Raw genomic sequence first — 26163 nt, forward strand, 5'->3', positions numbered from 1 at the left:
TCAGTCACCCAGATATTGAATGGTGATGTGGTATTTGAACACATGCTGCTCAATGCTGATCGGCTCGCGTTTGCCTTTGCGGTTCAGATAGATAATTTCCGTCACCAGCTTACCGCTGGCATTGCGCAGCTCGCGTTTGTCGCCGTTGTCGGTGAGCGTCCAGCCCGTCGGCAACTGCGGCTGCCAGGCGCTAATCGGCCAGTGGCTGAGCATTACGTCGGCCAGAACCTGGCTGGCGGGCGGCAACTGCGGCACCACGATGGACTGCTCGGTGTGCAACCCTTTCTCATCATAGGTGACCAGGAACAGGCGGATGCCAACCGACGACAGTCCGGCAAGGGTGATTTTTTGCTCGTCGGCATTGAGCATCACCAGCAGCGACTGGGTTTTGCCGTTAAAGCTGCCGGTGAGCAGTTGTTGCGAACTGACCGCCGGAGAGATGCCCGGCGCAGGCAGCGTGACGCGCGCGCCGGGTTCCAGCCACGCCTGCGGGCGGCCTTCCGGCGCTTTCTGCGAGTGGCTGCATCCGGTCAGAATGAGCGCCGCGGTCATCAGCAGAAACTGCCGGATGGCACTACGCTTATCCGGCCTGCGGTTTGTGCGCTGGCGTAGGCCGGATAAGGCAAAGCCGCCATCCGGCAAAAGGTGTCTCAACCAGTGCGCTGTTTGTTTGATCATCTTCTTTTTTTCTCTTTTTTACCGGGCATTGCCAGAGGCGATAACAGAAATGCGGTGAAAATCCCGCTGACCAGTACGATACCGAAACTGCTGATGGCCTGGGTGGCGCTAAAGACCAGCATGCCGAGGGTCAGCAGCGTGGTCATCATCGCCAGCGTAATCGCCAGCAGCGAGGTCAACGGCGTTCCGCGTGGGTTGCTGAAAAACAGCGTATAGTTGATGCCAATCCCCAGCACCAGCACCAGCGCTAATAGCGAGAACAGATTGACCGCATGGCCGCTCAATGTCAGCGCCGCCAGACCGCAGCCCAGCGACAGCACTGACGGCACCAGGCTTACCAGCCCTTTGCGCCAGCCAAGCCTGATCATCGCGCCGCAGGCAATGACCGCCAGCGCCACAAACAGCAGTCCCGTCAGCACATTGCGATAGAGGGCGAACAGCGTGTCGAAGGTGCTTTTTCGGTCAACCCACGCCACGCCGGAATATTGCGTGGCGAGGGCGTTCAGCGCGGCGCTCCGCTTCACGCCGTCTACCGGCACCAGCACGCCGCTTTCGCCATTCTCCCGCGTCAGCCACAGCAGCCGCCAGCCTTCGCTGGCCGGGCTGGCAAGCCAGGCGTCCACCGTTACCGGCATGGCGTTCAGATCCGGGTTAACCGTGGAAAGTCCGGCATTCTGTAGCGCGCGGCTCACCGCCGGAGCGGCGTTTTTCAGTAGCTTCAGATCCTGCTGCTGACGGGCGAGCGAGTTGATCGGAAGCGTGCGATAGCCGCTGAGCAGCCCGTCGCGCTTTGCCTGTTCCAGCGCTGGGGTAAAGGCTTCCAGCCGCTCCAGCGTTTGCTGTGCGGACTGACCGTAAACCACAAACCATTTCTGATCGACGCTCTGCCCGGTCAGGGCGGTGATTGCTTTTTCCTGCGCCAGAATCTGCTGCGGCAGCGCCTGTAGCTGTGAAATATCGTCATCCACATGCAGCGTTGCGATGCCCGCCAGCGAGAAGATCGCCAGCGCCACGGGCAGGCCGATGGACAGTTTTTTATTGCGCCGCCACGCCGCCAGCCAGCGCAACATCAGCAACATTGCCGGAACGGGGCGCACAGGCAGCCCGCGACACAGCCACGGATGCCAGAAAATGACCGTCAGGCAGGAGGCGCTTAATCCCACGGCGGCAAATACCGCCATCTGGCGAATGCCGGGGAAAGGGGCGAGCATCATGATCAGATACGCCGCGACGGTGGTCAGCAGCGCCAGCAGCAGGGCGTTACGCACTTTGGCGAGGCTCTGCCACGGCGACGCGTCGTTGCCGTGCACCATGCGCTCGGTCAGGTAATAAAGCGTATAGTCGGCTGAAATACCGATGATGCTCATGCTCATCACCAGCGTCATCAGGTGCAGCTCGCCAAAAATCAACAGGGTGACGACGGTTCCGGCCAGCGCGCCGACGCCAATTGATATCAGGCACAGCAGCAGCGGGCGCAGCGAGCGAAAGACCGCCACGATCAGCAGAATCACGCCCAGAACCGTCGCCACGCCAAGGGTGGAGATATCCTGTTTCGCCTGCTGGCTGGCGTAATCACTGTAAAAAACCGTACCGCGCGACAGCAGCTGCGCCTGCGGATAACGTGTTTTTAGTTCACCTTCCAGCGCGCTGAGCGTGGTGACGAGCTGGTGCGTTTGCTGCATATCAAACGACGAACCGGCCAGCTCGCCGTGCAGCAGATACCAGTAGTGCCCCTGCTCATCCTGAGTGACCAGCCAGCCGTCCATCAGCCGCAGACGCTGGCCGTTTTTCGCCATCGCCAGCTGCGAACCGCGCATCAGCATCAGCGGATCGTTTTGCAGCTCTTTACCGCTCACCCCGGAGAAGGCGGAATACAGCTGAGACAGAATCCACTGCGCCTGCGCGTCGCCGCCGTTTTGCAGACGAGCACGGGTGGCCTCATCGATCAGGCCGTTGCGATGCTGCCAGAAAAAGGCGCCCCATGCCTGCTGGCTGTCGGCGTCCATCGGGCCTTTGACGTCCGCCAGCGCGTGGGATTTTTGCAACAGCGCGAGCCAGTCGCGCGCCACCTGCGGATCGGCCTGTTTACCCGGGCTTACCAGCCAGACCAGCTGTTGGTCGAGGCGCTGCATGAAACCGTCGTTCAGGCCAGGCGGAATGTTCCCTAAAGCCTGTTTTGGCAGCATTGCCAGCACGCTGCTGTTCAGCCGTGACTGGGGCAGCAGCGTCAGCAATGCGCCCAACATAATCAGGCAGGCGACACCCCATAGCAGCGCGAGGCTTTTACGGTTATTGCGCGGTAAAACGTTGGCGTTCGTCATCGGTCAGTTGAGCGGGCGTCAGTTGGTGTTGAGTGAGTGCGATATCCGTGCGATCGCCTTGTTTATCATTCAGTTGGATTGACTCCAGATACGTTTGTCCGGCCAGGTCAATCGTGGCGAAAATCTTGTCCAGCGGCGTGGTGATCGGCGTTAGCCGCAGCGCCCAGCGCCCCTCGCCTTTATCGGCGAAATCGACGCGGAAGTTCTGCTCCAGCACGCTGCGGTCAGCCTGGAACAGCGCGCGCAGCAGGTGATTAAACTGGAACATCTGCGGGTTGTTTTCGGCGGTGATGACCTGCGGCGGCTGGCCGTTGATCACCTGTACCATCCGTTTGTCGTCCAGCAGCAACTGCATCGGGAACGGGGCGGTTTGATCCCACAGCAGCCCCTGGTCGCGAGCGATCAGCATCCTGCCCTGGGATCGCAGCGGCTGCGGCAGATCCTTAATCGTCCGGGTTTGATCGAAGTGGGCGCGGACAACCGGCTGTTCGGTAAAGCGCTGTTGCAGATCGTCGAGCGTCAGAGCGCTCACGAACGGGCTGATGATCAGCGCCAGCAGCGGCAGGAATCTCATGGCGTTACTCCCATACGTTCAAACAAAATATCCGGGCTGACGAAGCACATCTCGCGGCTTTTCTCTTCTACCGCCACCTGGATGGTGTAACCCGTCGTGGCGCGTTTTCCCGTCTGCGCATCAAAAATTTCGTAGCCGATGCGCAGGCGGTTTTCGTACTCCTCAAGACGGGCGCGCACCCGAATGCGTTGTTCGAATGTCAGCGCGTTGCGGTACTTCACGCGGGTATCGACCACGGGCCACAGGTAGCCGGACGCTTTCATCTGGCGGTAGCCGTAGTCGAACTGGTTGAGCAGCGCCTCACGGGCAATCTCGAAGTAGCGGAAATAGTTGCCGTGCCACGCGACGCCCATCATATCGACGTCGTGGAACGGAATGGTCAGCTCTACTTCAGCAGTAAAACGGGGATCGTTAAGCACCCTTTACTCCTTGTTTTTGGCATCCGGCAGTTGCCAGAAATCGAAAAAATTAAACCAGTCGAGCGGCGACTGTAGCGCGTAGTGCTCAAGGCGTTCGGCGTAGCGGTCGATGGCCTGCTGTAATGCCTGCTGGCGTTCGGCGCGCGGCAACAGTAGCGGGTCGGCGAACGGTTCACAGTGGATATGCCGTTTCCCGTTCTGGCGCAGAGCGAAAATAAGTTGAACCGGGCAGCGCAGGATGGAGGCCAGAATAAATGGCCCCTGCGGAAACGGCGCGGGCTGGCCCATAAAACGGCTCCAGCAGACGCGCCACTCGCCGCCACGCTGTGGGTTAACCGCAATACGGTCGCCAACAATGGCGATCCACTCGCCGCGTTCCAGCTTCTCTTTCAGCAGGATGGCGGTGTCCGGGCCGATGTCGGTGACGGGCATCAGGTTCAGCCCGGCCTGCGGCGCCATCTCGTCCATAATCTGTTTAAAACGTTGGGCATTGTCGCTGAACATCAGAGCGTTGATGGTTTTGCTGCCCTGCAATTGCGCCAGCGCGCGGCAGGCTTCGACATCGCCCAGATGCGAGGCCAGCAACAGTTTGCCCGTTGGCGCCGTGATGTTGAGCGTCTCTTCTGCGCCCGGCGCAAAGACCACATCGCGGCCAAACTGTAGCTCCCCGCGCCAGCTGGCGATTTTATCCAGCATCGCCTCGCCAAAACGCAGAAAGTGGTGGAAGCTGGTCAGCCGGGACGGAACGGGGCGCTGGCGTGACGTCAGTTGCGTTCGCACGCGGGCCAGCCAGTGTTGCGACGCGTTGCGGGCGTGCGCTGCCGTCAGCCAGTAGACGCCGACCACCGGATAAAGCAGCAGCGAGAACGCCTTACGCCCAAGCAGACGCCAGACCAGCAGCATCAGACGCATTCCCCACAGCCCTTTAACTTCCTGCTGGCGCGCCCAGTGCGGCGACGAGCGGCGAAACAGCAAAGACGGGATGCGCGGCAGCATGCCGAAGAACAAGCGGGTGTGCATCAGTGAAATTCGGCAGTTGTCTTTTAGCGCGTCAAAATGGGACAGCCCGTCCAGCGGATAGGTAACGCGGGTCGGGACAAAATAGCTGGTGTTGCCCTGCCAGTAGAGGCGCACCATGACTTCGGTGTCGAAGTCCATCCGTTTGCCGAGCGTGACGCGCTGCGCCAGTTGCAGCACAGGGGCGACCGGATACACGCGAAACCCGCACATGCTGTCTTTCAGCTGGAACGAAAGCGTTTCAATCCATACCCAGACGTGGGTTATCCAGCGACCGTACAGGCGCGAACGGGGAATGGAATCGTCATAGATCGGCTGCCCGGAGATCAGCGCGGCTGGGTTTTCCTGCGCCAGTTCGAGCAGCTTCGGAATATCTTCAATGGCATGCTGGCCGTCGGCGTCCACCTGCACCGCGTGGGTAAATCCCGCGTCTGAGGCCGCCTGTAGCCCACGAATCACCGCAGCGCCTTTGCCCGCGTTTTCCGGCAGGCGGATCAGCGTCAGGTTCGGTTCCTGAGCCGCCAGCTGCGCTAATTGCCGACGTGTTGTTTCGTCACTGCCGTCATCCACCACAATGCAGGGCAGATTAAACGGCTGTAGCCGCGCCAGCACCCGCGCCATCATCGTGCCGTGGTTGTAGCAGGGGATGAGCACGCAGGGAGTGAAGGTCAACGGCATAACCGGATCTTCCCGCTGCTGGCGGTATGCCGCGCGTCGCCATCGTGGCGCTGATAGCTAAACGTCAGGAGCTGGCGCGTTTCCTGCCATCTCAGGGTCAGCGTCACCGTGGTTTCAGGCAGCAGCGGCGCCTGGAATTTGACGTTCTGGATGCTGTGAAAACGCCAGCCGGGCGTGAGCAGCGTGGTGGCGTAATGCATCACCCAGTCCAGTTGCGCGACGCCGGGCAGCAGCGGCTGCACGGTAAAGTGGCCGCTGAACCAGAACAGGGAAGGGTCGAGATGCAGGACGATCTCAAGCTGTTGGGGTTGTGCCTGATGGCGCTCAATTTCATGGGGTATCATGAAATAACTCCTGTAATTGCGCATAGACACGCTTGTTCATACTGTTGACCGGGATCTCGTCGATCACGCGCCAGTAGCGAGGTACGGCAACCGGCTCCAGCCACGGCAGCAGCGAGCGACGCCAGGTCAGCTCCTGGGCTTTGCCGCCGCAGCGCTGCCATTGTTGGCGGGTTTCGTCATCCAGCACCAGCAGAACGCCAATGCCCTGACGACCGCCGCGTGAAACAGGCAGCGCGACCGCCTCGCGGATGCCCTTCAGCTCCAGCAGCCGCTGTTCAACTTCGCTGAGCGAGATCCGTTTCTCTTCAATTTTGACGACGCGCCCCCGGCGTCCCATCAGGCGGAACTGGCCGTTCTCATCAAACTGGAGGATATCGTCGAGCAACAGGCCGTCCTGCTGCACGATCAGCGGCGAAAAGGCGCGAAATGCTTCGCCCTCCGGCTGGAAATGTACGCCGGGGAAGGGGAGCCAGGCGATCTCCTCCTGCTGGCGGTAGCGCCAGGCGAGAATGCCGGTTTCGGTGCTGCCATAGATTTCATCCGGCCAGATATTGAGCCAGGCGGCGGTTTGCGTGACATCGCCCCAGGGCAGCATACCGCCTGCGGAAAGGATCATGTTGACCGGCGGCGGCGTGAGCCGGTGGTCGAGGCGTTTCAGGAACGCCGGACTGCTGATAAACGCATAGCGGTGGTCGTGGCTTAGCGCGGCAAGCTGCTCTGCGTAGTAGAGCATTGCGGCATGAAGCGGCAGGCCGAGCGCCATCGGCAGGAAAATACGGAAAGTCAGACCGTACAGATGCTGAGGAACGACTGACGCCACGACGCGACAGCCTGCCAGGCGGTCGGCAAAACGCATCGCCAGCAGTTCGGCCTCGCAATCCAGCCGCGCGATGGGTTTGATGATGCGCTTGGGCTGACCGGTGGAGCCAGAGGTAAACAATTCAACGAAGGCATCGGCGGCAATATCGTCGAATGTGAAGGCTTCTGTGCTGAACTGTCGTGATGTATTGACCACCAGTAGCGGGCCGTGCCAGCCAGACGTCTTATCGCTGAGCACGCCGTTGAACAGCGCGCGCTGCTCATCCAGCAGAGAGACGCGGTTATGCCCCGGAATAACGGGCGTTTTTCCGCTATGCAGCGTTGCCAGCAGCGCAACAATAAACAGATAGCTGTTCTCAAAACACAGCGCCCAGCGCTCGCCCTCCTGCTGTTGCAGGTGTTTCACCAACTGCGCGACGTCATGGCGCAGGTGGCCCAGCGTCCAGGTGTCCTCACCCAGCCAGGCAACAGGCGTTTCATCCGGGCGTGGCGCGGTGAGCCAGCGGGAGAGCGGAAGGGTCTGCTTCATTGTGTTTCTCGTTTAATCACCTGGCGGCGCACCAGCCACTCGCCCGCCATCAACACGCCCATCAGCAGATAGGCAATCATGCCGTTCCAGGCGGTCCATAGCGCCATGTCGCCGTGTAGCGCGGTAAAGAGCGCAATACCGCCGTTGCCGATGAAAAAGGCGCACCAGATTTGTGTTACGCGACGGGTGTAGCGCACTGCGGCTTCCGGCAGCGCAGGTTCACGCAGTCGCGCCAGACGTTCGACAATCGGCATGGATGTCCACAGCGAGCCGCCAAAAACGGCAAGCATGGCGCCGTTAACAACAACCGGGTAAAACAGCAGCAGTTGATGTGTTTTAAGCAGATAGCTGGCGACGCAAAGCGCTATGCCCGCCACCGCCGCCACCTGAGTGACGACGCGCAGCGGCCCCGCCTGTCGCCGGGTCTGACGAAAGCGTAAAAAGAGCAGCAACGCCATCAGCGGCAGCAGCCAGTGGAGGCTGTTATGCGTCAGCCCAAACCAGATCAAAAATGGCCAGGCCAGCAGCATCAGGCCGGTCAGCAACTGAATACCCATACGCGCGTGAGCGCCTGACATGGCGTATTACGCTTCTTTCAGCAGGCGTTCTACGGCGTCGACGACATCCTGCACGGTACGCACCGCTTTGAACTCTTCCGGCTTGATTTTCTTACCGGTTTTCTTTTGCAGATGCACGATCATGTCAACGGCGTCGATGCTGTCCAGCTCCAGATCTTCATACAGGCGCGCCTCAGGTTTGATGTCCTGAGGGTCGATTTCAAACAGTTTGACCAGCAGCGCGGAGACTTCTTCATAAATGGCATGTTGTTCTGTCATAACGGACTCGCCTCAGGCACGTTGAGCGTGAATGAAAGATGCCAGCGTGGCGACGGAAAAGAAGTGCTGACGCATCTCTTCGCTCTCTGCGGAGAGCACCACGCCATACTGGTTTTTCACCGCCAGCCCCAGCTCAAGGGCATCGATCGAATCCAGTCCTAAACCATCACCAAAGAGCGCCGCCTCGGTATCGATATCGTCAGCGGACAGCTCGTCCAGATTCAGCGTATTTATTATGAGATTTTTAATTTCAAGGTAGAGCGCTTGCATCATTAATTCCTGAAAGAGGTGTAGTACCTGGTTGTAATTGAAGCAAAAGATGCCGGTTCAACTGCCTTGCCGCCAGCGCCGGTTCTTGTAAATTTGCATCGTTAAACGGGTCGATCGCGATCCGCTCGCGCACCTCTACGGTAAACAGAGGTTTCGCGGGAGGCACGTCATACCATTTGCTCTGCTTATCCAGCAGATGCTCGCTACAGTGGATAGTCACTACGCGTAAATCGCTGCCGCAGCGCACGGCGATATTGGCCGCGCCGCGTTGCAGCGTCATTTTTTCACCGGGTCGCGTTCGCGTCCCTTCGGGGAAAATCAATATTGTGTCGCCCTGATCCAGACGCTGCTGGCAGGCTGGTAACAGCGCGTCGGCCTGGCTGTTGATCAGGTAATCCGCAGCGCGAATAACGCCGCTGACGAACGGGTTTTTCAGCAGTGCGCTCTTCACCAGGCAGTCGGTTTCGGGCATGACGGAAGCCAGCAGCACGTAATCGATAAGCGTGGGATGGTTCGCCACCACCAGACACCCTTTCTCCTGTCGCAGCACGTCGCTCCCCTCGATGCGGTAGTCCAGAACGCCAAGCGTTTTCGCTACCGTTAAAAAGGCGCGAAAACTGGCCGCAATGCTGCGACGGGCCAGGCGGCGGCGTCTGACGGGGTTCCATACCAATAGTAACAATAAGTTGAACCACACGACAGAAAGCAACAGCCCGCCGATGCCGAACAGGGCAAAACAAAAACCGGTCATCACCAGTCGCCATGCCCAATCCAGGCGCGCCAGAAGCGTATTCACGCGCGGCTCCACTGCCACTCTACCCGCTCGCCCGGCAGCGTAAAGGCGTCGGCGTTTTGTAAGTAACGCTGTAAAAACAGCAGGCTTTGCGGAAGCGGCGTTTCATCCTGAGGCGCGCCGGGCCGCGTGGCGCAGGACAGCGAATTCCCCGCTTCAATGACAAAGGCGACGGCGTAAGGCCAGGTCGGCATCTGCGGCGGTAATCGCGGATGGTAAAACTCGGGCAGAAAGCCGTCGAAATCGACCATCAGTACCCGCTGATAACCCGCCTGAAGCAGGCACATCACTTCGCACAACCCTTGCTGGAAGGTGTCTCTCCCGGCGGAAAGCGAGGATGAGACAACCGGCTGTTTTGCGGCAATGGTCAGATTACCGACCGCGGAATTGTGTACTGACAGGGCGAAATCGGTGGGAGAGAGCGCCTGTTCCATCGCCAGCGCGTGCAGGATGCGGTAGTTACGCTCCAGTTCGCCGTGGCGGCTGGTATAGAGCACCGCGTCGATATCGTGGCGACGCAGCATGGCCAGCCCGCATTCCACCGCCAGTTTGCTGCCGGAACTGAGCCGCCGGGCGGTCATCATCGGGAGTTCGTGCAGTTTTGCCTGCGGCGCGGCGGGATCGATGGCGTACGGCTCCCGCGACCACTGCTGCCAGTGGGTCGCTTCGCTAAGTCCTGGGGCTCTGGCCTGCCAGTCTGTTATGTTTAGTGCAAATTTCATCAACGCGCGTCCGCGGTAATCCGGTGATACCAGTGACGTTTTTTTAACGTCACTTTGTTATTTTTTCTTTTGGCATATCAATAAAGTATGCCCAACGCCCAGGTTGTCATGGCGTTCATCCACCTGAAACCCTGCCATGTCCAGATAGTGATAAAACTTCTCTACGCTGTAGAAACGGCTGTTGCCATTTGCCATACAGGTAAAATAAAGCGAAGACGCATTCAGGCTAAAAGAGGCCGCTTCAAATTTCTGCGCATCCCAGAACAGCTCCATAATGCACAGCCTTGCGCCGGGTTTCATCACGCGGGCAACGTTACTGAGCATGGTGATAATCTGTTCCGGTGAAAAGCAGTCCAGAAATTGGCTCATCCACCAGATATCGGCCTCTCCAGGTAAAGGCGTATCACCCAGCATATCCACTGCATGGAAATCTATGCGATGAGATAATCCTGCATTTTCGATATTTTTACGGGCAAGTGCAATTTGTTGTGGCAAATCTAATAAAGTGACCGCGATATTTTCATCGTACTGGCAGCAGCGTAATGCCCATTTCCCGGTATTTCCGCCCACATCGTACAGGGTTGCCGGGCGACTGGCGAATACATAAGGCAGCGCGGCGTCAAATGCGCCGTCGGAATAGTAATGATCGAAGGCGAACCAACTGTCACGCGCCGCCTGCGGTAATTGCGACAGCGCGGGATAAATCGTTGGCCAGTCGCCGAATATTTTCAGTCCTGACGGTTTGCCTTCCTTTAGCGCATTTTCCAGATAAAACAGCCCCTGATAGCAAACATCCTGGGTGAAATCCATATTTATGCGGGTCATGGCGTCATGCAGAAGAAAATGCCCCACCTTCGCGAGATAATAATGCCCCTCTTTGTGAGTAATAATACGTCCGCTTAATCCCATATCCAGCAGTACGCTGGCGGCATATTCATTGATACTGCTGTTTGCAGTGATATCGTCGAGCGTTGCGCCGCGTTTACCCTGCCGATCCAGATATGTCAGCACACCCGCGTTACGCAGACACAATGCGGCCTGGAAAAGCATGGGGGCGAAGGCGATACGTTGTGCTTCCGTGATGGCATCCAGTGCGCTGAGCGAGTCCTGTTCGTACATAATGGGGACAACCTGTTAAGAGGGGGTAAAAGCGAGTTATCGGGCCGTCTTCGACCCGACTTTAATAATCCGCGTCATCTTTCAGGCCGCTGCTTTTGACGCGTGAACGTTCAGCTCAATGCCGCCTGAATGAAAGTGCGTACCGCCTGAATTACAGACCCGCGCCTGCGGACAAGTTAACCTGGATGTCTTTGTCCAGGTTATGTACCCAGCGGTTGTAGTTTTTGTGAATTTTGCCGCCGGAAGCCTGCAAATTGAGGCTGCTGTCGTATTTGATGTCGTAGCTGGTGGCGGAGTAGGTAATGCGCACTTCAGCGACGTGGTTGCGCGTCTGCTGACGTCCTTTGATAACGCCAGGCCCGACTTCAGACATGATCCATTGACGTTGAACGCCTGCCTTCAGAATGGCGTTTTTGACCTGCTCCTGAGTATGGCCCGCGCTCACGCTGGAGTGAACCTGATCGATAGGCGCAGTACGCGCGCAACCCGCCAGAGCACCCACAACCGCAATAGCGGCAAACCATTTAATGAATTGTTTCATGAAAACTCCCTATCAATTAACTAGTTGACTAATAATGTGCTTATTAATTTATTAATAACGAACGCCAGCCATAATGGCGTCGGTTTTTATTTTATGCATTTTTCATTTCACGCGAAAACCGGCTGAATGCGATATTGTTATATCTGTTTGAGTTAAGTCGCTTTATTCCGGTGAATGCTGTTTCTTATTTATTAAATAACGGGCGGCAGGACATATTTCATTTAAGGTAAACTGCCACATATATTTAAAACGCATGACAGTTTACCGGGCAGGTGCGTAGATAAAAACTACCCTGGTTGGTAGGTAAATTAATTATCCGGGCAACCGACTTTTCGGGCGACCCGGCCCCAGTAAAATCGCCAGCTTGCTGCCGCCTTTGGTGGTCTCCATCCAGATCTTACAGACGCTGGTAAGCGGAACGGAAAGCAGCATTCCTACCGGGCCTAATAACCATCCCCACACCAGTAAAGAGAGGAACACCACCAGCGTGGACATTCCCAGGCGGTGGCCCATCATGCGCGGTTCCAGGATATTGCCGATGATCATATGCACCACCAGAAAGAGCGCGCCGACCAGAACGCATTCGTAGAAACCGTTGAACAGCAGCGCCTGAATCATCGGCGGCACTGCTGAAATGACCGAACCAATGTTAGGGACATAGTTGAGTAAAAACGCCAGCACGCCCCACATCAGCGCAAACTGGATGTCCATCAGCGCCAGCCCCAGCCAGACAATCACGCCGGTCCACAGGCTCAGCAGCGTTTTCAGTGCCAGATAGTGCGACACGCCTTTGAGCGCCCGGTGTAAACCCGCAATGTGAATTTGCGGGTTGTTCAGCGCGAAACGCAGTTTGTAGGGAACGTGGCGGACTTCGAACAGCATAAACACCACCGTCATCACCAGCAGGACTACACTTGCCATCGCCCCGGAAAGGCCGGTCATCAGTGTGGTGGTGAAGGTCATCAGTTTATCGGAGTCGATACGTTGCAGCAGGCGTTCCGGCGACATGTGCAGGTTGAGGAAGGGCAGCATCTCCTGCAAATGCAGAACCTTACGCGTCAGCTCCTTGTTGTATTTCGGCAGCATGGCGACGAATTCATTGATTGACGCAGCCAGCACGCCGATCAGCGCCGTCAGCACGATAAGCATCACGACCACCACGAGGGTAATCGCCACCGGGCGGTTAACGCCGCGACGAATAAACCAGGTTACCAGCGGGTTGAGGACAATGGCGAAAAAGAGTGCCAGTAAGAGCTGCACAATAATATCTGCTGCGGCATGAAGCCCTGCCAGTATGACGACCAACGACGCCAGTTTGAGCAGAATATGCATCCCCGTTTTGTCGGGGTGAGGGGTTGTCATGTCATCTTCCTTTTTGCATTTTTTCTAAGTGTAGCGCCTGGCCTGAGACCAATATTCTTAATCTTGCTACTGATTTTCGCGACTCAGCATGATAAAAATGAAACACTGTTGTAAAAACGTGGTGACCTCCCATGCCCGAACCCGTCGCTGAACCGGCGCTTAGCGGATTGCGCCTCAATCTGCGTATCGTTTCTGTTGTGATTTTTAACTTCGCCAGTTATCTGACGATCGGTTTGCCGCTCGCAGTCCTGCCGGGCTATGTCCATGATGTGATGGGGTTTAGCGCCTTCTGGGCGGGGCTGGTCATAAGCTTACAATATTTTGCGACGCTCGTGAGCCGCCCTCATGCGGGGCGCTACGCTGACCTGCTGGGGCCGAAAAAGGTTGTCGTCTTTGGTTTGTGCGGCTGCTTTCTGAGCGGCCTGAGCTATCTCCTGGCGGGATTCGCCAGCGGCTGGCCGATTGCAAGCCTGCTGCTGTTATGCCTGGGGCGTGTCATTCTGGGTATTGGACAAAGCTTCGCCGGAACCGGATCAACGCTCTGGGGCGTAGGCGTGGTGGGGTCGCTGCATATTGGCCGGGTGATTTCGTGGAACGGTATTGTCACGTATGGCGCGATGGCGATGGGCGCCCCGCTTGGCGTGCTGTTTTACGCCTGGGGCGGGTTACAGGGGCTGGCGTTGACGATCATGGGCGTGGCGCTGCTGGCCGTGCTGTTTGCGCTCCCGCGCCCGGCGGTGAAAGCCAGTAAGGGCAAACCGCTGCCATTTCGCGCCGTGCTTGGGCGCGTCTGGCTGTATGGAATGGCGCTGGCGCTGGCATCCGCGGGATTCGGCGTTATCGCCACCTTCATCACGCTGTTTTATGACGCGAAAGGGTGGGATGGCGCCGCCTTCGCGCTCACGCTGTTTAGCTGTGCGTTTGTGGGCGCCCGTTTATTGTTCCCCAATGGCATCAATCGGTTAGGCGGCTTAAACGTGGCGATGATCTGCTTTAGCGTGGAGATTATCGGGCTGCTGCTGGTGGGCGTTGCGCTGATGCCGTGGATGGCGAAAATTGGCGTGCTACTGGCGGGGGCGGGGTTCTCGCTGGTCTTCCCGGCGCTGGGCGTGGTAGCGGTAAAGGCGGTGCCGCAGCAGAATCAGGGGGCGGCGCTGGCGACCTATACGGTGTTTATGGATTTATCGTTGGGCGTGACCGGGCCGCTGGCGGGGCTGCTGATGACCTGGGCGGGCGTGCCGGTTATCTATCTGGCGGCGGCGGGTCTGGTGGCGATTGCGCTGTTGCTGACCTGGCGGTTAAAAAAACGGCCTCCGGCGGTATCGCAGGAGGCCGTGTCATCGTCTTAACCGTTACTGGATAACCAGCGTGTTAATGATGTTTTCAGCGGCGGTTTGCGCCTTCTGCTGATCGTCTGCTGGCAGCGTGATTTGCAGGGTCAGCAGTTGGTTATCCACTTTGCCCAGCAGTACGGAAGAGTACGCGGTCTGGCCTTTCGCAGAGATAATGCTGTCCAGCTGTTGCAGCGTGTGGCCTTTCAGCTCGATGGCTTTATTGGTCACGACCTGCAACTGCGGGTCGCGGCTGCGCTGTTGATCTTCCAGACGTTTCGCCAGCACGGCGAGGTCTTCATTGGTGTTATCGCCAACAATCACGATCACCGCTTTCTGGCCTGTCGCGTCAGAGTAGACGTGCATATTATTGGCCTGAGTGCCCAGCTTGCCGCTCTGGTCGGTCATATCCGCTGGCAGTGAGAACGTCAGCTTACCGTCCAGCAGGCTGACAGGTTGTCCGGTTGCGTTGCTTTCCGTAGAGGTTCCCTCTGCCGGAGCATTGGTATCGTTGTTATCACAGGCCGCAAGCCCCATAACCAGCAGGCCAATACCGACATATTTAACCAGATTGCGCATTGACTTCTTCCTTTCGATAAACGGCCATAACGGCTCATTCATCCATCTTATCACAACTCGGAAAATGAACCTTTAACTCGTCTGCAATGCCGAGATTTCAGATTTATCTGCCAGCCTTTTCAGCAACATATTCAGCAATACGCCATACATCGGCAGGAAGAAAATGATGCTGATGAGCACCTTGAAGCAGTAATCGACAAGGGCGATTTCCATCCAGTGCTCGGCCATAAAGGCATCGGGGCTGCGCCAGAAAGCGATGAAGAAGAAGGCGAGGGTATCGCTGACGTTGCCAAACAGCGTGGAGGCCGTAGGAGCCATCCACCAGCGGCGGTTCTGGCGCAGGCGGTTAAAGACGTGTACATCCAGAATCTGGCCCAGCGCATATGCCATAAAGCTGGCGGTGGCGATACGCGCGACAAACAGGTTGAAGTGCAGCAGCGCGCCAAATCCCTGCCAGGAACCCATATAAAACAGCGATGAGATGACATAGGAGATGAGCAGCGCCGGGATCATCACCGCAAAGATTATCCGTCGTGCCAGCGGCGCGCCAAAAATGCGCACGGTCAGGTCGGTCGCGAGAAAAATAAAGGGAAAGCTAAAGGCGCCCCACGTCGTGTGGAACCCGAAAACAGAGATCGGAAGCTGTACCAGATAGTTACTGGAGGTGATCACCAGTAAGTGGAATAGCGATAGCCAGAACAACGCTTTTACGCGCTGTATTTGAGTAAAGGAGTTCATATTGTACCTTTTTGATCGATATTTGGGGTGAGGGAACCCAATAAAACCGCCGCATCATACTGCTTTGAAAACGTATTGCAATGGTTGTTTTTCACGCAATCGTTAACTTGATTTGCTTACGGGCAAACAGGGCGTAAACTACAGCCGTTTTTTTAGTGAATGAGACGAAGATGACCGATCTGTTTTCCTCCCCCGACCATACGCTTGATGCCCAGGGGCTACGCTGCCCGGAACCGGTAATGATGGTGCGTAAAACCGTGCGTAACATGCAAACGGGCGAAACGCTGCTGATTATTGCCGACGATCCGGCGACAACCCGCGATATTCCTGGCTTTTGTACGTTTATGGAACATGAGCTGATGGCGAAAGAGACGGATTCGCTGCCGTATCGTTATTTGCTGCGTAAAAAGCATTGAGTCTCAGCCGGATAAAACCGGCGTGACCGCTGCGACATTTTTAAACCATCGTTTCAATTTTTTCTGCTTTTTTGTGAAGCACTTCACCTTCATCTTTCAGGGCATCGGCTACGGTTTAAGCGTAAAAACTAAAACAATGTTTTAACGCTACCCTCTCAACCTCTGGAGCTGACCCGATGAAAGTGACTCTCAAGCCGCTCGCGGCTTCCCTGTGCCTGGCTACCGCGTCAATACTGTTTTCCCATTCCGTTTTCGCGCAGGTCATTAAAGCGGCGGATGTCCATCCGCAGGGCTACCCGAATGTCGTCGCCGTGCAGAAAATGGGCGAAAAACTCAAACAACAAACCGACGGTAAACTGGAAATTAAAGTGTTCCCGGGCGGCGTGCTGGGCGATGAGAAACAGATGATTGAACAGGCGCAAATCGGCGCGATTGATATGATTCGCGTATCGATGGCGCCGGTGGCGGCTATTCTGCCGGATATCGAAGTCTTTACGCTGCCCTATGTGTTCCGCGACGAAGACCACATGCACAAAATTATTGATGGCGATATCGGGAAAAGCATTGGCGATAAGCTGACGAACAACCCGAAATCACGTCTGGTGTTTCTTGGCTGGATGGACTCCGGGACGCGCAACCTGATTACCAAAAACCCGGTGGAAAAGCCGGAAGATCTCCACGGTATGAAGATTCGCGTGCAGGGAAGCCCGGTGGCGCTGGATACACTGAAAGACATGGGGGCGAACTCGGTGGCGATGGGGGTGAGCGAGGTGTTTAGCGGTATGCAGACCGGCGTGATTGACGGTGCGGAAAACAACCCGCCGACTTTTGTCGCGCATAACTATATGCCGGTTGCGAAGAATTACACCCTCAGCGGGCACTTTATCACCCCGGAAATGCTGCTCTATTCCAAAGTGAAGTGGGACAAGCTGACTGCGGATGAGCAGCAGAAGATCCTGACGCTGGCGCGCGAAGCGCAGTTTGAGCAGCGTAAATTGTGGGATGCCTACAACCAGGAGGCATTAGCGAAGATGAAGGCTGGCGGCGTGCAGTTCCACGAAATTGATAAAGCGTATTTCGTGAAGGCCACCGAGCCGGTACGCGCGCAGTATGGTGAAAAACACCAGGCGTTGATGAAGGCGATTGCCGACGTGCAGTAAGCGCCTTCGCTTCGCCGGATGAGCAGGCCTGCGTGGGTTCGTGCCATGATCCCCGTAGGCCTGATAAGCCTGGCGCCATCAGACGACAATCTACCCTTTACGCAACAGCCGCAGCGCGTTGGCGGTCACCAGCACTGTCGCCCCGGTATCCGCCAGCACGGCCAGCCACAGACCGGTTATGCCGAGCAGCGTGGTGATGAGAAAGATCCCTTTCAGCCCCAGGGCAATCGCGATGTTCTGACGAATATTGGCGTGGGTGGCGCGCGCCAGCTGGATCATCTGTACCAGCCCGCGCAGGCGGTTATGCGTCAGGGCGGCGTCTGCCGTTTCCAGCGCGACATCCGTTCCGCTTCCCATCGCAATACCTATCGCGGCGGCTTTCATTGCGGGGGCGTCGTTAATGCCGTCACCCACCATCGCCAGCGGGGCGTGCTGATTGAGCGCCGTCACCGCCCGGACTTTATCTTCCGGCAGCAGGCCCGCTTTAAACGTCAGGCCCAGTTCTCCGGCAATGGCCGCTGCCGCGCGTGGGTTATCGCCGGTCAGGATCACGCCTTTCACCCCTAACTGATTAAGCTCGCCGATCGCGGTGCGGGCGTCATCGCGCAGCGTATCCTGTAGGGCGAGCACGCCGAGTACGTCGTCGTTGCGCAGCACCAGCACGACCGTCTGTCCGGCGCTTTCCAGTTCGCTGATTTGCCCGGCAAAGGCTTCCGCCGGGCGTTTGCCTGCGGCGCAAATAAGGATGCGCTCGCCATTAACCTGAGCTTCGATACCCGAACCGACCAGCGCGCGCTGATCCAGCGCTGGCGGAATGGCCAGCTCACGCGTCTGCGCTTCACGCACAATGGCCTGCGCCAGTGGGTGCGTCGCGCCTTGTTCCACCGCCGCCGCCAGCGCCAGCAGCTCCGCTTCGCCGATCCCGCTTGCCGGATGGATGGCGGTGACGCGTGGTTTCCCTACGGTCAGGGTACCGGTTTTATCGAACGCCACCTGAGTGACTCTGCCTAGCTGCTCCAGCGCTGCGCCGCCTTTAATCAACGCCCCGCGACGTGCCGCCGCCGCCAGCCCGGAGGTGATGGCCGCCGGAGTGGAAATGACCAGCGCACACGGGCAGCCAATCAGCAACAGCGTGAGTCCCTTATAAATCCACTCTTGCCAGGACGCGGCAAACAGCAGCGGCGGCACCAGCGTGACCAGCAGCGCGACGGCCATAATCACCGGGGTGTAAATCCGGCTGAAGCGGTCAATAAAACGCTCAATGGGCGCGCGGCGTTCTTCGGCTTCTTCAATCAGCTTCAGGATACGGTCAATCGCGCTGGCGCCCGGTTCTGACAGCACCTCCAGCGTGACGAGCCGATCCACGCTGGTGGCGCCGGCGGGGACTTTCTCGCCCGTTGAGCGCTCGACCGGAATCGACTCGCCGGTGAGCGCGCTCTCATCAAAACTGGCGAAACCGGAGACCAGCCTGCCGTCGGCGGGTAAGCGCCCACCTGCCGCCACTTCGATAATGTCGCCGGGTTGCAGGGTGTTGATCGCCACCTCTTCGCGCACGCCATCGCGCAGGCGCGTGGCGGTTTCCGGTTTGAGGGCCATCAGCGCGCTGACCCCTTTGCGGGCGCGGCTGGCGGCCCACCCTTCGAGGCGTTCGCCGATCAGAAATAACAGCAGCACCATCGCCGCTTCCGCCGTCGCGCCAATAAACAGCGCGCCAATCGCCGCCACGCTCATCAGCGTTTCGATAGCGAACCAGCTACCGGTTTTCATCAGGCGCAGCGCCTGACGGGCAATGGGATACAGGCCGACCAGCGTGGTGGCGATAAACGCCAGTTGGCCGAACGGATGGTTGAATTGCTCCAGCCCCCAGCTAATCGCCATCATAATGATGAGCGTGATCAGCGGCAGGTTTTCTTGCAGCCGGGATTCGCGCGCCTCTGCTGTGGCCTGTTCATCACGCAGGGTATAACCCGCCTTTTGTACGGCGCGTTCAACGTGTTGGCGGATATCGGCATTCGCATCCACCACCAGTTTCTCGGTGGCGAACAGCACCTGTACCTGATTGACGCCCCCGACCTGGCGCACGGCGTTTTCGACTTTACGGGCGCAGGCGGCGCAGTCCATACCGGCGACTTTCCAGGTGTAACGCGTCCCTTCGATGGTGTCGGGGACGAGAGCCTCCGTTGCGCAGGCGCCCTCACAGCAGCAGTCATCTACCTTCCGGGGGGCTGGCGCCAGTTTGAAGGATGAAAATTGTGGGACTTTTTTGCCATCAGTATCGGGTGTCAACATGGCATCCTCCGGTTGATGATAATTTTCTCATTAACCGGAGGATACACTCTGGAGTCGACTCCAGAGTCAAGCGTTATTAAAGATAAAGTGAGCGGACAATCAGGAAGTGCCCGGCAAAGTAGCAGGCGGCGGAAATAGCGTTATCCGCGCGGAAGCGGCAGCGGTAATGGCTGCCCAGCCAGACGATGTTGCCGAGGAATAACAACGATGCGCCCATAAAAGCAGAGAGCGCCGGGGCGGTCGGGCGGAAGAACCACAGTTCACCGGCCAGCCAGACCATCATGAGCGTCATGGCGATAAAAGTGCATATCGGCCAGCGCAGCTCTTCCAGACGCGTCCAGATCACCGCAATCAGCAACCCGCCCAACACCAGCAGCACTAACGGCAATGGCCAGAAGAACGACAGCGTCATCTGGCTGGCGAAATAGAGGGTGTACAGCAGGTGCGACAGGAAGAATGCGCCAATGGCGTACAGCAGACGTTGGCGCGGCAACAGCGTCAACGCATCGCCCAGCAACGAGGCGCACAGGCCCGCCAGCACAAGGTAGCTGATCGCGTCGAACATCGGCGCTTGCCAGGCGAGTAAAAGAAGGAGAATCAGGGTGAGAGGTTTAAAGACCCAGCGCTGCCACGCTGGCCCACGATACGATGCGTCCACAAATAGCCATGCGGAAAGACAGACAGCGATAAACGACCAAAGCATCTTAGTTCCTTGAATTCGTTATTTTTTCGCGAGCGGTATGCTCACGGCCCTGTTGTCCAGTGTAGAGGTCGGCGCAGGCAGATGACAACACCATAACGGGCAGGGTATGCTTATTTCCGCATTTTCTGATGGGTTAAAATGATGAGTAAACCACCACTTTTTTTCATTGTTATCATTGGCTTGATTGTTATCGCCGCGTCGTTTCGCTTTGTTTCGCAGCGGCGAGAAAAAGCCGATAACGATGCCGCGCCATTGCAGCAAAAGCAGGTAGTGGTGAGCAATAAGCGCGAAAAGCCGATCAACGATCGGCGCTCGCGTCAGCAGCAGGTGACGCCAGCGGGCACCAGTATGCGCTATGAAGTTAGCTTTAAACCGCAGCGCGGCGGGCTTGAGCAGACGTTCCGGCTTGATGCCCAACAGTACCATGCGTTAACGGTCGGGGATAAAGGCACGCTGAGCTACAAAGGTTCGCGGTTTGTCGATTTTGTCGCCCAGCCATAAGATTTCGCCCAATGGCGTGTTGCTTATCGGGCCTACGGTCTGAGGGGTTTGTAGGTCGGATAAGGCGCAGCCGACATCCGGCAAAAGGTTATTTTTTAACGTTAAATTTCTTCTGCCACACCAGCAGCTCAAACACGCCGAACAGGAAAATGCGGATTTTCTCGCCGGTGGTCATCTGCGGGCCATCTTTAGGCATGGTGCTTTTTAACAGTGCCAGCTGCATACCGTGCATCAGCACCATAAAGACCAGTGCGACGTTAACGAAAATATTCAGCGGGCGTGGAAAGGGTTGGAAAATATTCAGTAGTAAAAATGCCCAGACGCACAGCATCAGCAGACGTCCCAGATTAATCAGCATCGCTTTCTCCTTGTGCTTCCCGTTGATACAGGCGGTATGCGACCTGTCCGGCCACTTTTTCACGATACAACGACCAGTTTGCCGGGACGGGCGGCAGACCGTTTTCGACTTCGCTTTCGACGTAAATATACGCGTCATCAGCCAGCCAGCCGTACGTTTCCAGCAGGCTTAACGTCTCTTCCAGCAGCCCTTTGCGAAACGGGGGATCGACAAACACCACGTTGTGCGGCGTACCGGTCTGCGCCAGAAAGGCCAGCGTATTGGCGTTGACCACGCGGGCGTTGCCTGCCTTTAGCGTAGCAAGATTCTTTTGTAACTGCTGTGACACGGCGCGATCCATCTCCAGCAACGTCGCGCCCGCCGCATAGCGGGAAAGCGCTTCCAGCCCCAGCGCGCCGCTTCCGGCGAAACAATCCAGACAGTGGGCGTCTACCATGACCGGTGCCAGCCAGTTAAACAGCGTCTCGCGAACCCGGTCGGTTGTCGGGCGCAGCCCTGGGCTGTCGGGAACCGGAAGTTTACGGCCCCGCCATTGTCCGCCAATAATGCGGATTTGACCGCTGCCAGAGTGATTCGGTTTTTTCATTTCTATTGCTCAATCCGCTGCTGACGTGTCATTCCAGGCGGTGATGTGAATTAAGTTAAGTGGTAGACTATTTCATCATTTTTTTAGCTTCCATGTATATAGCGCCAGATATTAACCGCGAGGAGTACAGTCGCAGATGGCAAAACAGAAAAAACGTGGCTTCTTTTCCTGGCTGGGCTTTGGTGAAAAAGAGCAGGAACAGGAACAAAAAACCGAAGAACAACAGCGTGTTGAAGAACAGTTAGCGCCAGAGACGCCGGTTGAGACGGCGGCAGACGCCGACGCGGAAACGCACGCCCACGGCAAGGCGGAGACCGACGCTTTCGCCGAAGCCGTGGTGAACGTCACCGAACAGGTTCAGGAAAGCGAAAAACCGCAGCCGGTTGAGCCAGAGCCTGTCGTAGAGCCTGTTGTTGACCCCGTGGTTGAAGAAGACATCGTTGAGCCGCAGGCGGTGGTGGAACATGAAGAACTGCCGCTGCCGGAAGAGGTGAACGTCGAAGAGACGTCGCCTGAAGAGTGGCAGGCCGAAGCGGAAACGGTAGAGATCGTGGAGGCGGTAGAAGAAGAGGCGCAAAACGAACCGCAACTGACCGACGAAGAACGGGAAGCGCAGGCGCTGGCAGTGGAAGCGGCGGAAGACGCGGTGGTTGTCGTGCCGGCGGCAGAAGAAGAGACGCCGGTTGAGGAGATGATTCAGGAGCAAGAGAAGCCGACAAAAGAGGGTTTCTTTGCGCGCCTGAAACGTAGTCTTCTGAAAACAAAAGAAAATCTCGGTTCAGGATTTATCAGTCTGTTCCGTGGTAAGAAAATCGACGATGATCTGTTTGAAGAACTGGAAGAGCAGTTACTGATTGCCGATGTGGGTGTGGAAACCACCCGCAAGATCATCGCTAACCTGACAGAGGGCGCCAGCCGCAAACAGCTGCATGACGCCGAAGCGCTGTATGGCCTGCTGAAAGACGAGATGGGCGATATCCTCGCAAAAGTTGACGAACCGCTTAATATTGAAGGCAAAACGCCATTTGTTATTCTGATGGTTGGCGTTAACGGCGTGGGGAAAACCACCACGATCGGTAAGCTGGCGCGTCAGTTCGAGCAGCAGGGCAAATCCGTGATGCTGGCGGCGGGGGATACCTTCCGTGCGGCGGCGGTAGAGCAGTTGCAGGTCTGGGGCCAGCGTAACAACATTCCGGTTATCGCCCAGCATACCGGCGCGGATTCCGCTTCCGTTATCTTTGACGCCATCCAGGCGGCGAAAGCGCGTAATGTAGATGTGCTGATTGCCGATACCGCGGGTCGCTTGCAGAACAAAGCGCACCTGATGGAAGAACTGAAAAAAATCGTTCGCGTGATGAAGAAACTCGACGAAGATGCGCCGCATGAAGTGATGCTGACCATCGACGCCAGCACCGGGCAGAATGCGATAAGCCAGGCCAAACTGTTCCATGAAGCGGTTGGCCTGACCGGTATCACCCTGACCAAGCTGGATGGCACGGCGAAGGGTGGGGTTATCTTCTCGGTTGCCGATCAGTTTGGCATTCCTATCCGCTATATTGGTGTGGGCGAACGTATCGAGGATTTACGTCCGTTTAAGGCGGACGATTTTATAGAGGCACTTTTTGCCCGAGAGGATTAACAATGATTCGCTTTGAACATGTCAGCAAGGCCTATCTCGGTGGGAGACAAGCGCTGCAAGGAGTCACATTCCACATGCAGCCAGGCGAGATGGCGTTTCTGACCGGCCACTCAGGCGCGGGGAAAAGTACCCTGCTGAAGCTTATCTGTGGGATTGAACGGCCGAGCGCCGGGAAAATCTTCTTCAGCGGGCATGACATTACGCGCCTGAAAAACCGTGAAGTGCCGTTTCTGCGTCGTCAGATCGGAATGATTTTCCAGGATCACCACCTGCTGATGGATCGTACGGTCTATGACAACGTGGCGATCCCGTTGATTATCGCTGGCGCCAGCGGGGACGACATCCGTCGTCGTGTGTCGGCGGCGCTGGATAAAGTCGGGCTGCTGGACAAAGCGAGGAATTTTCCCATTCAACTCTCTGGCGGTGAGCAGCAGCGCGTGGGGATTGCCCGTGCGGTGGTGAACAAGCCTGCGGTGCTGCTGGCGGATGAACCGACCGGGAACCTGGATGATGCCTTATCGGAAGGGATTTTACGTCTGTTTGAAGAGTTTAACCGCGTTGGGGTGACGGTATTGATGGCGACGCACGACATCGGGCTTATCTCCCGTCGTTCGTACCGTATGCTCACCCTGAGCGAAGGTCATTTGCATGGAGGCCTGGTCAGTGAATAAGCGTGACGCTATCAACCAAATCAGGCAGTTTGGCGGCAGACTGGACCGTTTTCGTAAATCTGGCGGTTCGTCCGGCGACGGCGGCCGCAATGCGCCGAGACGCGCAAAACCCTCGCCAAAGCCGAATTCGCGTAAAACCAACGTCTTTAACGAGCAGGTGCGCTATGCGTTCCAGGGCGCGTTACAGGATCTGAAAAGCAAGCCGCTGGCGACGTTTCTGACGGTGATGGTGATTGCCATCTCTCTGACGCTGCCAAGCGTCTGCTACATGGTCTATAAGAACGTCAACCAGGCGGCGACGCAGTACTATCCGTCCCCGCAGATCACCGTTTATCTGCAAAAGACGCTGGATGACGACGCGGCCGCCGGGGTGGTCGCACAGCTCCAGGCCGAGCAGGGGGTGGAGAAGGTCAACTATCTCTCCCGCGACGATGCATTGGGCGAGTTCCGCAACTGGTCCGGCTTTGGCGGCGCGCTGGACATGCTGGAAGAGAATCCGCTTCCGGCAGTGGCGGTGGTGATCCCGAAACTGGATTTCCAGGGAACGGAGTCGCTGAATACGCTACGCGATCGCATCTCGCAGATTAACGGCATTGATGAAGTGCGTATGGATGACAGCTGGTTTGCCCGTCTGGCGGCGCTGACCGGGCTGGTAGGGCGCGTTTCCGCGATGATCGGCGTGCTGATGGTGGCGGCGGTGTTCCTCGTCATCGGCAACAGCGTGCGCCTGAGCATTTTCGCCCGCCGTGACACCATCAACGTGCAGAAACTGATTGGCGCGACGGATGGATTTATCCTGCGACCGTTCCTGTACGGCGGCGCGCTGCTCGGTTTTTCAGGGGCATTTCTTTCACTGATTTTGTCAGAAATTTTGGTGATGCGCTTGTCGTCAGCGGTGACGGAAGTGGCGCAGGTTTTCGGCACAAAGTTTGATATCAATGGCTTATCGTTCGATGAGTGCCTGTTGCTGCTGCTGGTGTGCTCGATGATCGGCTGGGTTGCGGCGTGGCTTGCCACTGTGCAACATTTACGTCACTTTACTCCCGATTAATAAAAGCGTGGTATACTCTTTCCCTGCAATGAGTTCCCGTTCGCAGGGAAAGAGCTTCAAAACATCTCATCCCCCTGCCCACAGTGTTTTTTCATAGCGGTGTCACATTTTGTGCGTAATTTATTCACAACGTTGCATTGAACTTGTGGATAAAATCACTGTCTGATAAAAGAGTGAGTGCTATTCTCGTTGCTCATAAACGCTGGCACGTTTGTTGCTCATTTGCAGTGCCAGACGATATAAATTGAGAGGATTTGAATGACCAAAGAAATGCAAAATTTAGCTTTAGCCCCTGTTGGTAACCTGGAATCTTACATCCGGGCTGCAAACGCGTGGCCGATGTTATCGGCCGACGAAGAACGGGCACTGGCTGAAAAGCTGCATTACCAGGGCGATCTGGAAGCAGCTAAGACGCTGATTCTGTCTCACCTGCGCTTTGTTGTTCATGTTGCTCGTAACTATGCGGGCTATGGCCTGCCGCAGGCGGATCTGATTCAGGAAGGTAACATCGGCCTGATGAAAGCCGTGCGCCGTTTTAACCCGGAAGTGGGTGTGCGCCTGGTTTCTTTCGCCGTGCACTGGATCAAAGCGGAGATCCACGAATACGTATTGCGTAACTGGCGTATCGTTAAAGTCGCAACCACCAAAGCACAGCGTAAGCTGTTCTTTAACCTGCGTAAAACCAAGCAGCGTCTGGGCTGGTTTAATCAGGATGAAGTGGAAATGGTGGCGCGCGAACTGGGCGTAACCAGCAAAGACGTTCGCGAGATGGAATCCCGTATGGCGGCGCAGGACATGACGTTTGACATGTCTTCGGACGACGAGTCTGACAGCCAGCCGATGGCGCCAGTGCTGTATTTGCAGGATAAAACCTCTAACTTTGCCGACGGCATTGAAGAGGATAACTGGGAAGATCAGGCGGCAAACAAACTGACCCACGCAATGGAAGGTCTGGACGAGCGTAGCCAGGACATCATTCGCGCCCGTTGGCTGGACGAAGACAATAAGTCCACGCTACAGGAGCTGGCCGACCGCTATGGCGTTTCTGCTGAACGTGTACGTCAGCTTGAAAAGAACGCGATGAAGAAACTGCGCGCCGCTATCGAAGCGTAATTTCCG

The 26163-nt window shown here is 57.0% G+C and carries 29 protein-coding genes; 8 read left to right on the forward strand and 21 right to left on the reverse strand.

The features are described 5' to 3' along the window. From FD428_RS01175 to FD428_RS01245, 15 genes are all read right to left on the reverse strand, one after another. Window positions 1-552, reverse strand: a complete 552-nt coding sequence (locus FD428_RS01175; RefSeq protein ID WP_096753934.1) for a DUF3261 domain-containing protein — start codon at window positions 550-552, stop codon at window positions 1-3. Window positions 553-674: 122 nt separating this feature from the next. Then, complete coding sequence (locus FD428_RS01180) at window positions 675-2999, reverse strand: MMPL family transporter (protein WP_114848082.1); 2325 nt, start codon at window positions 2997-2999, stop codon at window positions 675-677. Further along, window positions 2968-3573 carry an outer membrane lipoprotein carrier protein LolA gene (locus FD428_RS01185; protein WP_047460500.1) on the reverse strand — a complete coding sequence of 202 codons (606 nt, stop codon included), beginning with the start codon at window positions 3571-3573 and terminating at the stop codon, window positions 2968-2970. The genes FD428_RS01180 and FD428_RS01185 overlap by 32 nt, the downstream gene beginning before the upstream one ends. Beyond that, complete coding sequence (locus FD428_RS01190) at window positions 3570-3992, reverse strand: thioesterase family protein (RefSeq protein WP_012135602.1); 423 nt, start codon at window positions 3990-3992, stop codon at window positions 3570-3572. The genes FD428_RS01185 and FD428_RS01190 overlap by 4 nt, the downstream gene beginning before the upstream one ends. Before the next feature lie 3 nt (window positions 3993-3995). After that, a complete protein-coding gene (locus tag FD428_RS01195; protein WP_114848081.1) occupies window positions 3996-5687 on the reverse strand; it encodes a glycosyltransferase in 1692 nt (563 codons plus the stop codon). Continuing rightward, the gene (locus tag FD428_RS01200; protein ID WP_114848080.1) at window positions 5678-6031 is read right to left on the reverse strand and encodes a beta-hydroxyacyl-ACP dehydratase; all 354 of its coding nucleotides are present in this window, start codon (window positions 6029-6031) and stop codon (window positions 5678-5680) included. The genes FD428_RS01195 and FD428_RS01200 overlap by 10 nt, the downstream gene beginning before the upstream one ends. Continuing rightward, complete coding sequence (locus FD428_RS01205; RefSeq protein WP_114848079.1) at window positions 6018-7379, reverse strand: acyl-CoA synthetase; 1362 nt, start codon at window positions 7377-7379, stop codon at window positions 6018-6020. Before FD428_RS01205 ends, FD428_RS01200 begins: the two co-directional genes overlap by 14 nt. After that, entirely contained in the window at window positions 7376-7957 is a 582-nt protein-coding gene (locus FD428_RS01210; RefSeq protein WP_114848078.1) for a hypothetical protein, read from the reverse strand. The genes FD428_RS01205 and FD428_RS01210 overlap by 4 nt, the downstream gene beginning before the upstream one ends. A gap of 6 nt (window positions 7958-7963) precedes the next feature. Then, window positions 7964-8215 carry an acyl carrier protein gene (locus tag FD428_RS01215; RefSeq protein ID WP_012135597.1) on the reverse strand — a complete coding sequence of 84 codons (252 nt, stop codon included), beginning with the start codon at window positions 8213-8215 and terminating at the stop codon, window positions 7964-7966. Window positions 8216-8227: 12 nt separating this feature from the next. Further along, the gene (locus FD428_RS01220; protein ID WP_024131035.1) at window positions 8228-8485 is read right to left on the reverse strand and encodes a phosphopantetheine-binding protein; all 258 of its coding nucleotides are present in this window, start codon (window positions 8483-8485) and stop codon (window positions 8228-8230) included. Next, on the reverse strand, window positions 8466-9236 hold the full coding sequence (locus FD428_RS01225; RefSeq protein ID WP_233603696.1) for a 1-acyl-sn-glycerol-3-phosphate acyltransferase: 771 nt from the start codon (window positions 9234-9236) through the stop codon (window positions 8466-8468). Before FD428_RS01225 ends, FD428_RS01220 begins: the two co-directional genes overlap by 20 nt. Window positions 9237-9277: 41 nt before the next feature. Then, complete coding sequence (locus FD428_RS01230) at window positions 9278-10000, reverse strand: beta-ketoacyl synthase chain length factor (protein WP_114848077.1); 723 nt, start codon at window positions 9998-10000, stop codon at window positions 9278-9280. A 57-nt stretch (window positions 10001-10057) separates the two neighbouring features. Then, on the reverse strand, window positions 10058-11119 hold the full coding sequence (locus FD428_RS01235) for a class I SAM-dependent methyltransferase (RefSeq protein ID WP_114848076.1): 1062 nt from the start codon (window positions 11117-11119) through the stop codon (window positions 10058-10060). Window positions 11120-11270: 151 nt separating this feature from the next. Continuing rightward, complete coding sequence (locus tag FD428_RS01240; protein WP_123907531.1) at window positions 11271-11648, reverse strand: hypothetical protein; 378 nt, start codon at window positions 11646-11648, stop codon at window positions 11271-11273. A 324-nt stretch (window positions 11649-11972) separates the two neighbouring features. Beyond that, on the reverse strand, window positions 11973-13022 hold the full coding sequence (locus tag FD428_RS01245) for an AI-2E family transporter (RefSeq protein WP_012135589.1): 1050 nt from the start codon (window positions 13020-13022) through the stop codon (window positions 11973-11975). Window positions 13023-13153: 131 nt separating this feature from the next. Here FD428_RS01245 and FD428_RS01250 point away from each other — a divergent pair, with 131 nt between their 5' ends. Further along, on the forward strand, window positions 13154-14371 hold the full coding sequence (locus tag FD428_RS01250) for an MFS transporter (RefSeq protein WP_012135588.1): 1218 nt from the start codon (window positions 13154-13156) through the stop codon (window positions 14369-14371). Window positions 14372-14374: 3 nt separating this feature from the next. On the opposite strand, the gene FD428_RS01255 is transcribed toward FD428_RS01250, so the two are convergent. Together FD428_RS01255 and FD428_RS01260 are read right to left on the reverse strand one after the other, a co-directional pair. Continuing rightward, the gene (locus tag FD428_RS01255) at window positions 14375-14932 is read right to left on the reverse strand and encodes a DcrB family lipoprotein (protein WP_024131033.1); all 558 of its coding nucleotides are present in this window, start codon (window positions 14930-14932) and stop codon (window positions 14375-14377) included. Between the two features lie 72 nt (window positions 14933-15004). Further along, window positions 15005-15670 carry a 7-cyano-7-deazaguanine/7-aminomethyl-7-deazaguanine transporter gene (locus FD428_RS01260; RefSeq protein WP_012135586.1) on the reverse strand — a complete coding sequence of 222 codons (666 nt, stop codon included), beginning with the start codon at window positions 15668-15670 and terminating at the stop codon, window positions 15005-15007. 170 nt (window positions 15671-15840) lie between these two features. Between FD428_RS01260 and tusA the strand changes: the two genes are divergently transcribed. Further along, window positions 15841-16086: a sulfurtransferase TusA gene (tusA, locus tag FD428_RS01265; protein WP_012135585.1), complete on the forward strand. Its 246-nt coding sequence runs from the start codon at window positions 15841-15843 to the stop codon at window positions 16084-16086. A 176-nt stretch (window positions 16087-16262) separates the two neighbouring features. After that, window positions 16263-17246, forward strand: coding sequence for a TRAP transporter substrate-binding protein (locus tag FD428_RS01270; protein WP_012135584.1), 984 nt, complete (start codon window positions 16263-16265; stop codon window positions 17244-17246). 90 nt (window positions 17247-17336) lie between these two features. On the opposite strand, the gene zntA is transcribed toward FD428_RS01270, so the two are convergent. Together zntA and FD428_RS01280 are read right to left on the reverse strand one after the other, a co-directional pair. Next, window positions 17337-19535, reverse strand: a complete 2199-nt coding sequence (gene zntA, locus FD428_RS01275) for a Zn(II)/Cd(II)/Pb(II) translocating P-type ATPase ZntA (RefSeq protein ID WP_114848075.1) — start codon at window positions 19533-19535, stop codon at window positions 17337-17339. Between the two features lie 76 nt (window positions 19536-19611). Continuing rightward, window positions 19612-20238, reverse strand: coding sequence for a lysoplasmalogenase (locus FD428_RS01280; RefSeq protein WP_012135582.1), 627 nt, complete (start codon window positions 20236-20238; stop codon window positions 19612-19614). Window positions 20239-20379: 141 nt separating this feature from the next. Between FD428_RS01280 and FD428_RS01285 the strand changes: the two genes are divergently transcribed. After that, window positions 20380-20739, forward strand: coding sequence for a DUF2500 domain-containing protein (locus tag FD428_RS01285; protein WP_112001437.1), 360 nt, complete (start codon window positions 20380-20382; stop codon window positions 20737-20739). A gap of 88 nt (window positions 20740-20827) precedes the next feature. Here FD428_RS01285 and FD428_RS01290 read toward each other — a convergent pair whose 3' ends face one another. Beyond that, on the reverse strand, window positions 20828-21097 hold the full coding sequence (locus tag FD428_RS01290) for a DUF1145 family protein (protein WP_012135579.1): 270 nt from the start codon (window positions 21095-21097) through the stop codon (window positions 20828-20830). After that, window positions 21087-21683 carry a 16S rRNA (guanine(966)-N(2))-methyltransferase gene (gene rsmD, locus FD428_RS01295; RefSeq protein WP_112001438.1) on the reverse strand — a complete coding sequence of 199 codons (597 nt, stop codon included), beginning with the start codon at window positions 21681-21683 and terminating at the stop codon, window positions 21087-21089. The genes FD428_RS01290 and rsmD overlap by 11 nt, the downstream gene beginning before the upstream one ends. A gap of 136 nt (window positions 21684-21819) precedes the next feature. Between rsmD and ftsY the strand changes: the two genes are divergently transcribed. From ftsY to rpoH, 4 genes are all read left to right on the forward strand, one after another. Then, window positions 21820-23322, forward strand: coding sequence for a signal recognition particle-docking protein FtsY (gene ftsY / locus FD428_RS01300; RefSeq protein ID WP_114848074.1), 1503 nt, complete (start codon window positions 21820-21822; stop codon window positions 23320-23322). A 2-nt stretch (window positions 23323-23324) separates the two neighbouring features. Beyond that, window positions 23325-23993 (forward strand): cell division ATP-binding protein FtsE, encoded by a 669-nt coding sequence (ftsE, locus tag FD428_RS01305; protein WP_012135575.1) that lies wholly within the window; start codon window positions 23325-23327, stop codon window positions 23991-23993. Continuing rightward, window positions 23986-25044, forward strand: a complete 1059-nt coding sequence (gene ftsX / locus FD428_RS01310) for a permease-like cell division protein FtsX (RefSeq protein ID WP_024131031.1) — start codon at window positions 23986-23988, stop codon at window positions 25042-25044. The genes ftsE and ftsX overlap by 8 nt, the downstream gene beginning before the upstream one ends. Before the next feature lie 258 nt (window positions 25045-25302). Next, window positions 25303-26157: an RNA polymerase sigma factor RpoH gene (gene rpoH / locus FD428_RS01315; protein WP_012135571.1), complete on the forward strand. Its 855-nt coding sequence runs from the start codon at window positions 25303-25305 to the stop codon at window positions 26155-26157. Window positions 26158-26163: the final 6 nt, after the last annotated feature.

Origin of the sequence: Citrobacter sp. TBCP-5362 (assembly GCF_005406305.1) — a bacterium.
Classification (GTDB): domain Bacteria; phylum Pseudomonadota; class Gammaproteobacteria; order Enterobacterales; family Enterobacteriaceae; genus Citrobacter_B; species Citrobacter_B koseri.

What these genes read in the sequence shown, in the direction of transcription:
- FD428_RS01175 (WP_096753934.1), bottom strand. Translation starts at nt 552, where the DNA reads ATGACCGCGGCGCTCATTCTGACCGGATGCAGCCACTCGCAGAAAGCG.
- FD428_RS01180 (WP_114848082.1), bottom strand. Translation starts at nt 2,999, where the DNA reads ATGACGAACGCCAACGTTTTACCGCGCAATAACCGTAAAAGCCTCGCG.
- FD428_RS01185 (WP_047460500.1), bottom strand. Translation starts at nt 3,573, where the DNA reads ATGAGATTCCTGCCGCTGCTGGCGCTGATCATCAGCCCGTTCGTGAGC.
- FD428_RS01195 (WP_114848081.1), bottom strand. Translation starts at nt 5,687, where the DNA reads ATGCCGTTGACCTTCACTCCCTGCGTGCTCATCCCCTGCTACAACCAC.
- FD428_RS01200 (WP_114848080.1), bottom strand. Translation starts at nt 6,031, where the DNA reads ATGATACCCCATGAAATTGAGCGCCATCAGGCACAACCCCAACAGCTT.
- FD428_RS01205 (WP_114848079.1), bottom strand. Translation starts at nt 7,379, where the DNA reads ATGAAGCAGACCCTTCCGCTCTCCCGCTGGCTCACCGCGCCACGCCCG.
- FD428_RS01210 (WP_114848078.1), bottom strand. Translation starts at nt 7,957, where the DNA reads ATGTCAGGCGCTCACGCGCGTATGGGTATTCAGTTGCTGACCGGCCTG.
- FD428_RS01215 (WP_012135597.1), bottom strand. Translation starts at nt 8,215, where the DNA reads ATGACAGAACAACATGCCATTTATGAAGAAGTCTCCGCGCTGCTGGTC.
- FD428_RS01220 (WP_024131035.1), bottom strand. Translation starts at nt 8,485, where the DNA reads ATGCAAGCGCTCTACCTTGAAATTAAAAATCTCATAATAAATACGCTG.
- FD428_RS01225 (WP_233603696.1), bottom strand. Translation starts at nt 9,236, where the DNA reads ATGACCGGTTTTTGTTTTGCCCTGTTCGGCATCGGCGGGCTGTTGCTT.
- FD428_RS01230 (WP_114848077.1), bottom strand. Translation starts at nt 10,000, where the DNA reads ATGAAATTTGCACTAAACATAACAGACTGGCAGGCCAGAGCCCCAGGA.
- FD428_RS01235 (WP_114848076.1), bottom strand. Translation starts at nt 11,119, where the DNA reads ATGTACGAACAGGACTCGCTCAGCGCACTGGATGCCATCACGGAAGCA.
- FD428_RS01245 (WP_012135589.1), bottom strand. Translation starts at nt 13,022, where the DNA reads ATGACAACCCCTCACCCCGACAAAACGGGGATGCATATTCTGCTCAAA.
- FD428_RS01250 (WP_012135588.1), top strand. Translation starts at nt 13,154, where the DNA reads ATGCCCGAACCCGTCGCTGAACCGGCGCTTAGCGGATTGCGCCTCAAT.
- FD428_RS01255 (WP_024131033.1), bottom strand. Translation starts at nt 14,932, where the DNA reads ATGCGCAATCTGGTTAAATATGTCGGTATTGGCCTGCTGGTTATGGGG.
- FD428_RS01260 (WP_012135586.1), bottom strand. Translation starts at nt 15,670, where the DNA reads ATGAACTCCTTTACTCAAATACAGCGCGTAAAAGCGTTGTTCTGGCTA.
- tusA (WP_012135585.1), top strand. Translation starts at nt 15,841, where the DNA reads ATGACCGATCTGTTTTCCTCCCCCGACCATACGCTTGATGCCCAGGGG.
- FD428_RS01270 (WP_012135584.1), top strand. Translation starts at nt 16,263, where the DNA reads ATGAAAGTGACTCTCAAGCCGCTCGCGGCTTCCCTGTGCCTGGCTACC.
- zntA (WP_114848075.1), bottom strand. Translation starts at nt 19,535, where the DNA reads ATGTTGACACCCGATACTGATGGCAAAAAAGTCCCACAATTTTCATCC.
- FD428_RS01280 (WP_012135582.1), bottom strand. Translation starts at nt 20,238, where the DNA reads ATGCTTTGGTCGTTTATCGCTGTCTGTCTTTCCGCATGGCTATTTGTG.
- FD428_RS01285 (WP_112001437.1), top strand. Translation starts at nt 20,380, where the DNA reads ATGAGTAAACCACCACTTTTTTTCATTGTTATCATTGGCTTGATTGTT.
- FD428_RS01290 (WP_012135579.1), bottom strand. Translation starts at nt 21,097, where the DNA reads ATGCTGATTAATCTGGGACGTCTGCTGATGCTGTGCGTCTGGGCATTT.
- rsmD (WP_112001438.1), bottom strand. Translation starts at nt 21,683, where the DNA reads ATGAAAAAACCGAATCACTCTGGCAGCGGTCAAATCCGCATTATTGGC.
- ftsY (WP_114848074.1), top strand. Translation starts at nt 21,820, where the DNA reads ATGGCAAAACAGAAAAAACGTGGCTTCTTTTCCTGGCTGGGCTTTGGT.
- ftsE (WP_012135575.1), top strand. Translation starts at nt 23,325, where the DNA reads ATGATTCGCTTTGAACATGTCAGCAAGGCCTATCTCGGTGGGAGACAA.
- rpoH (WP_012135571.1), top strand. Translation starts at nt 25,303, where the DNA reads ATGACCAAAGAAATGCAAAATTTAGCTTTAGCCCCTGTTGGTAACCTG.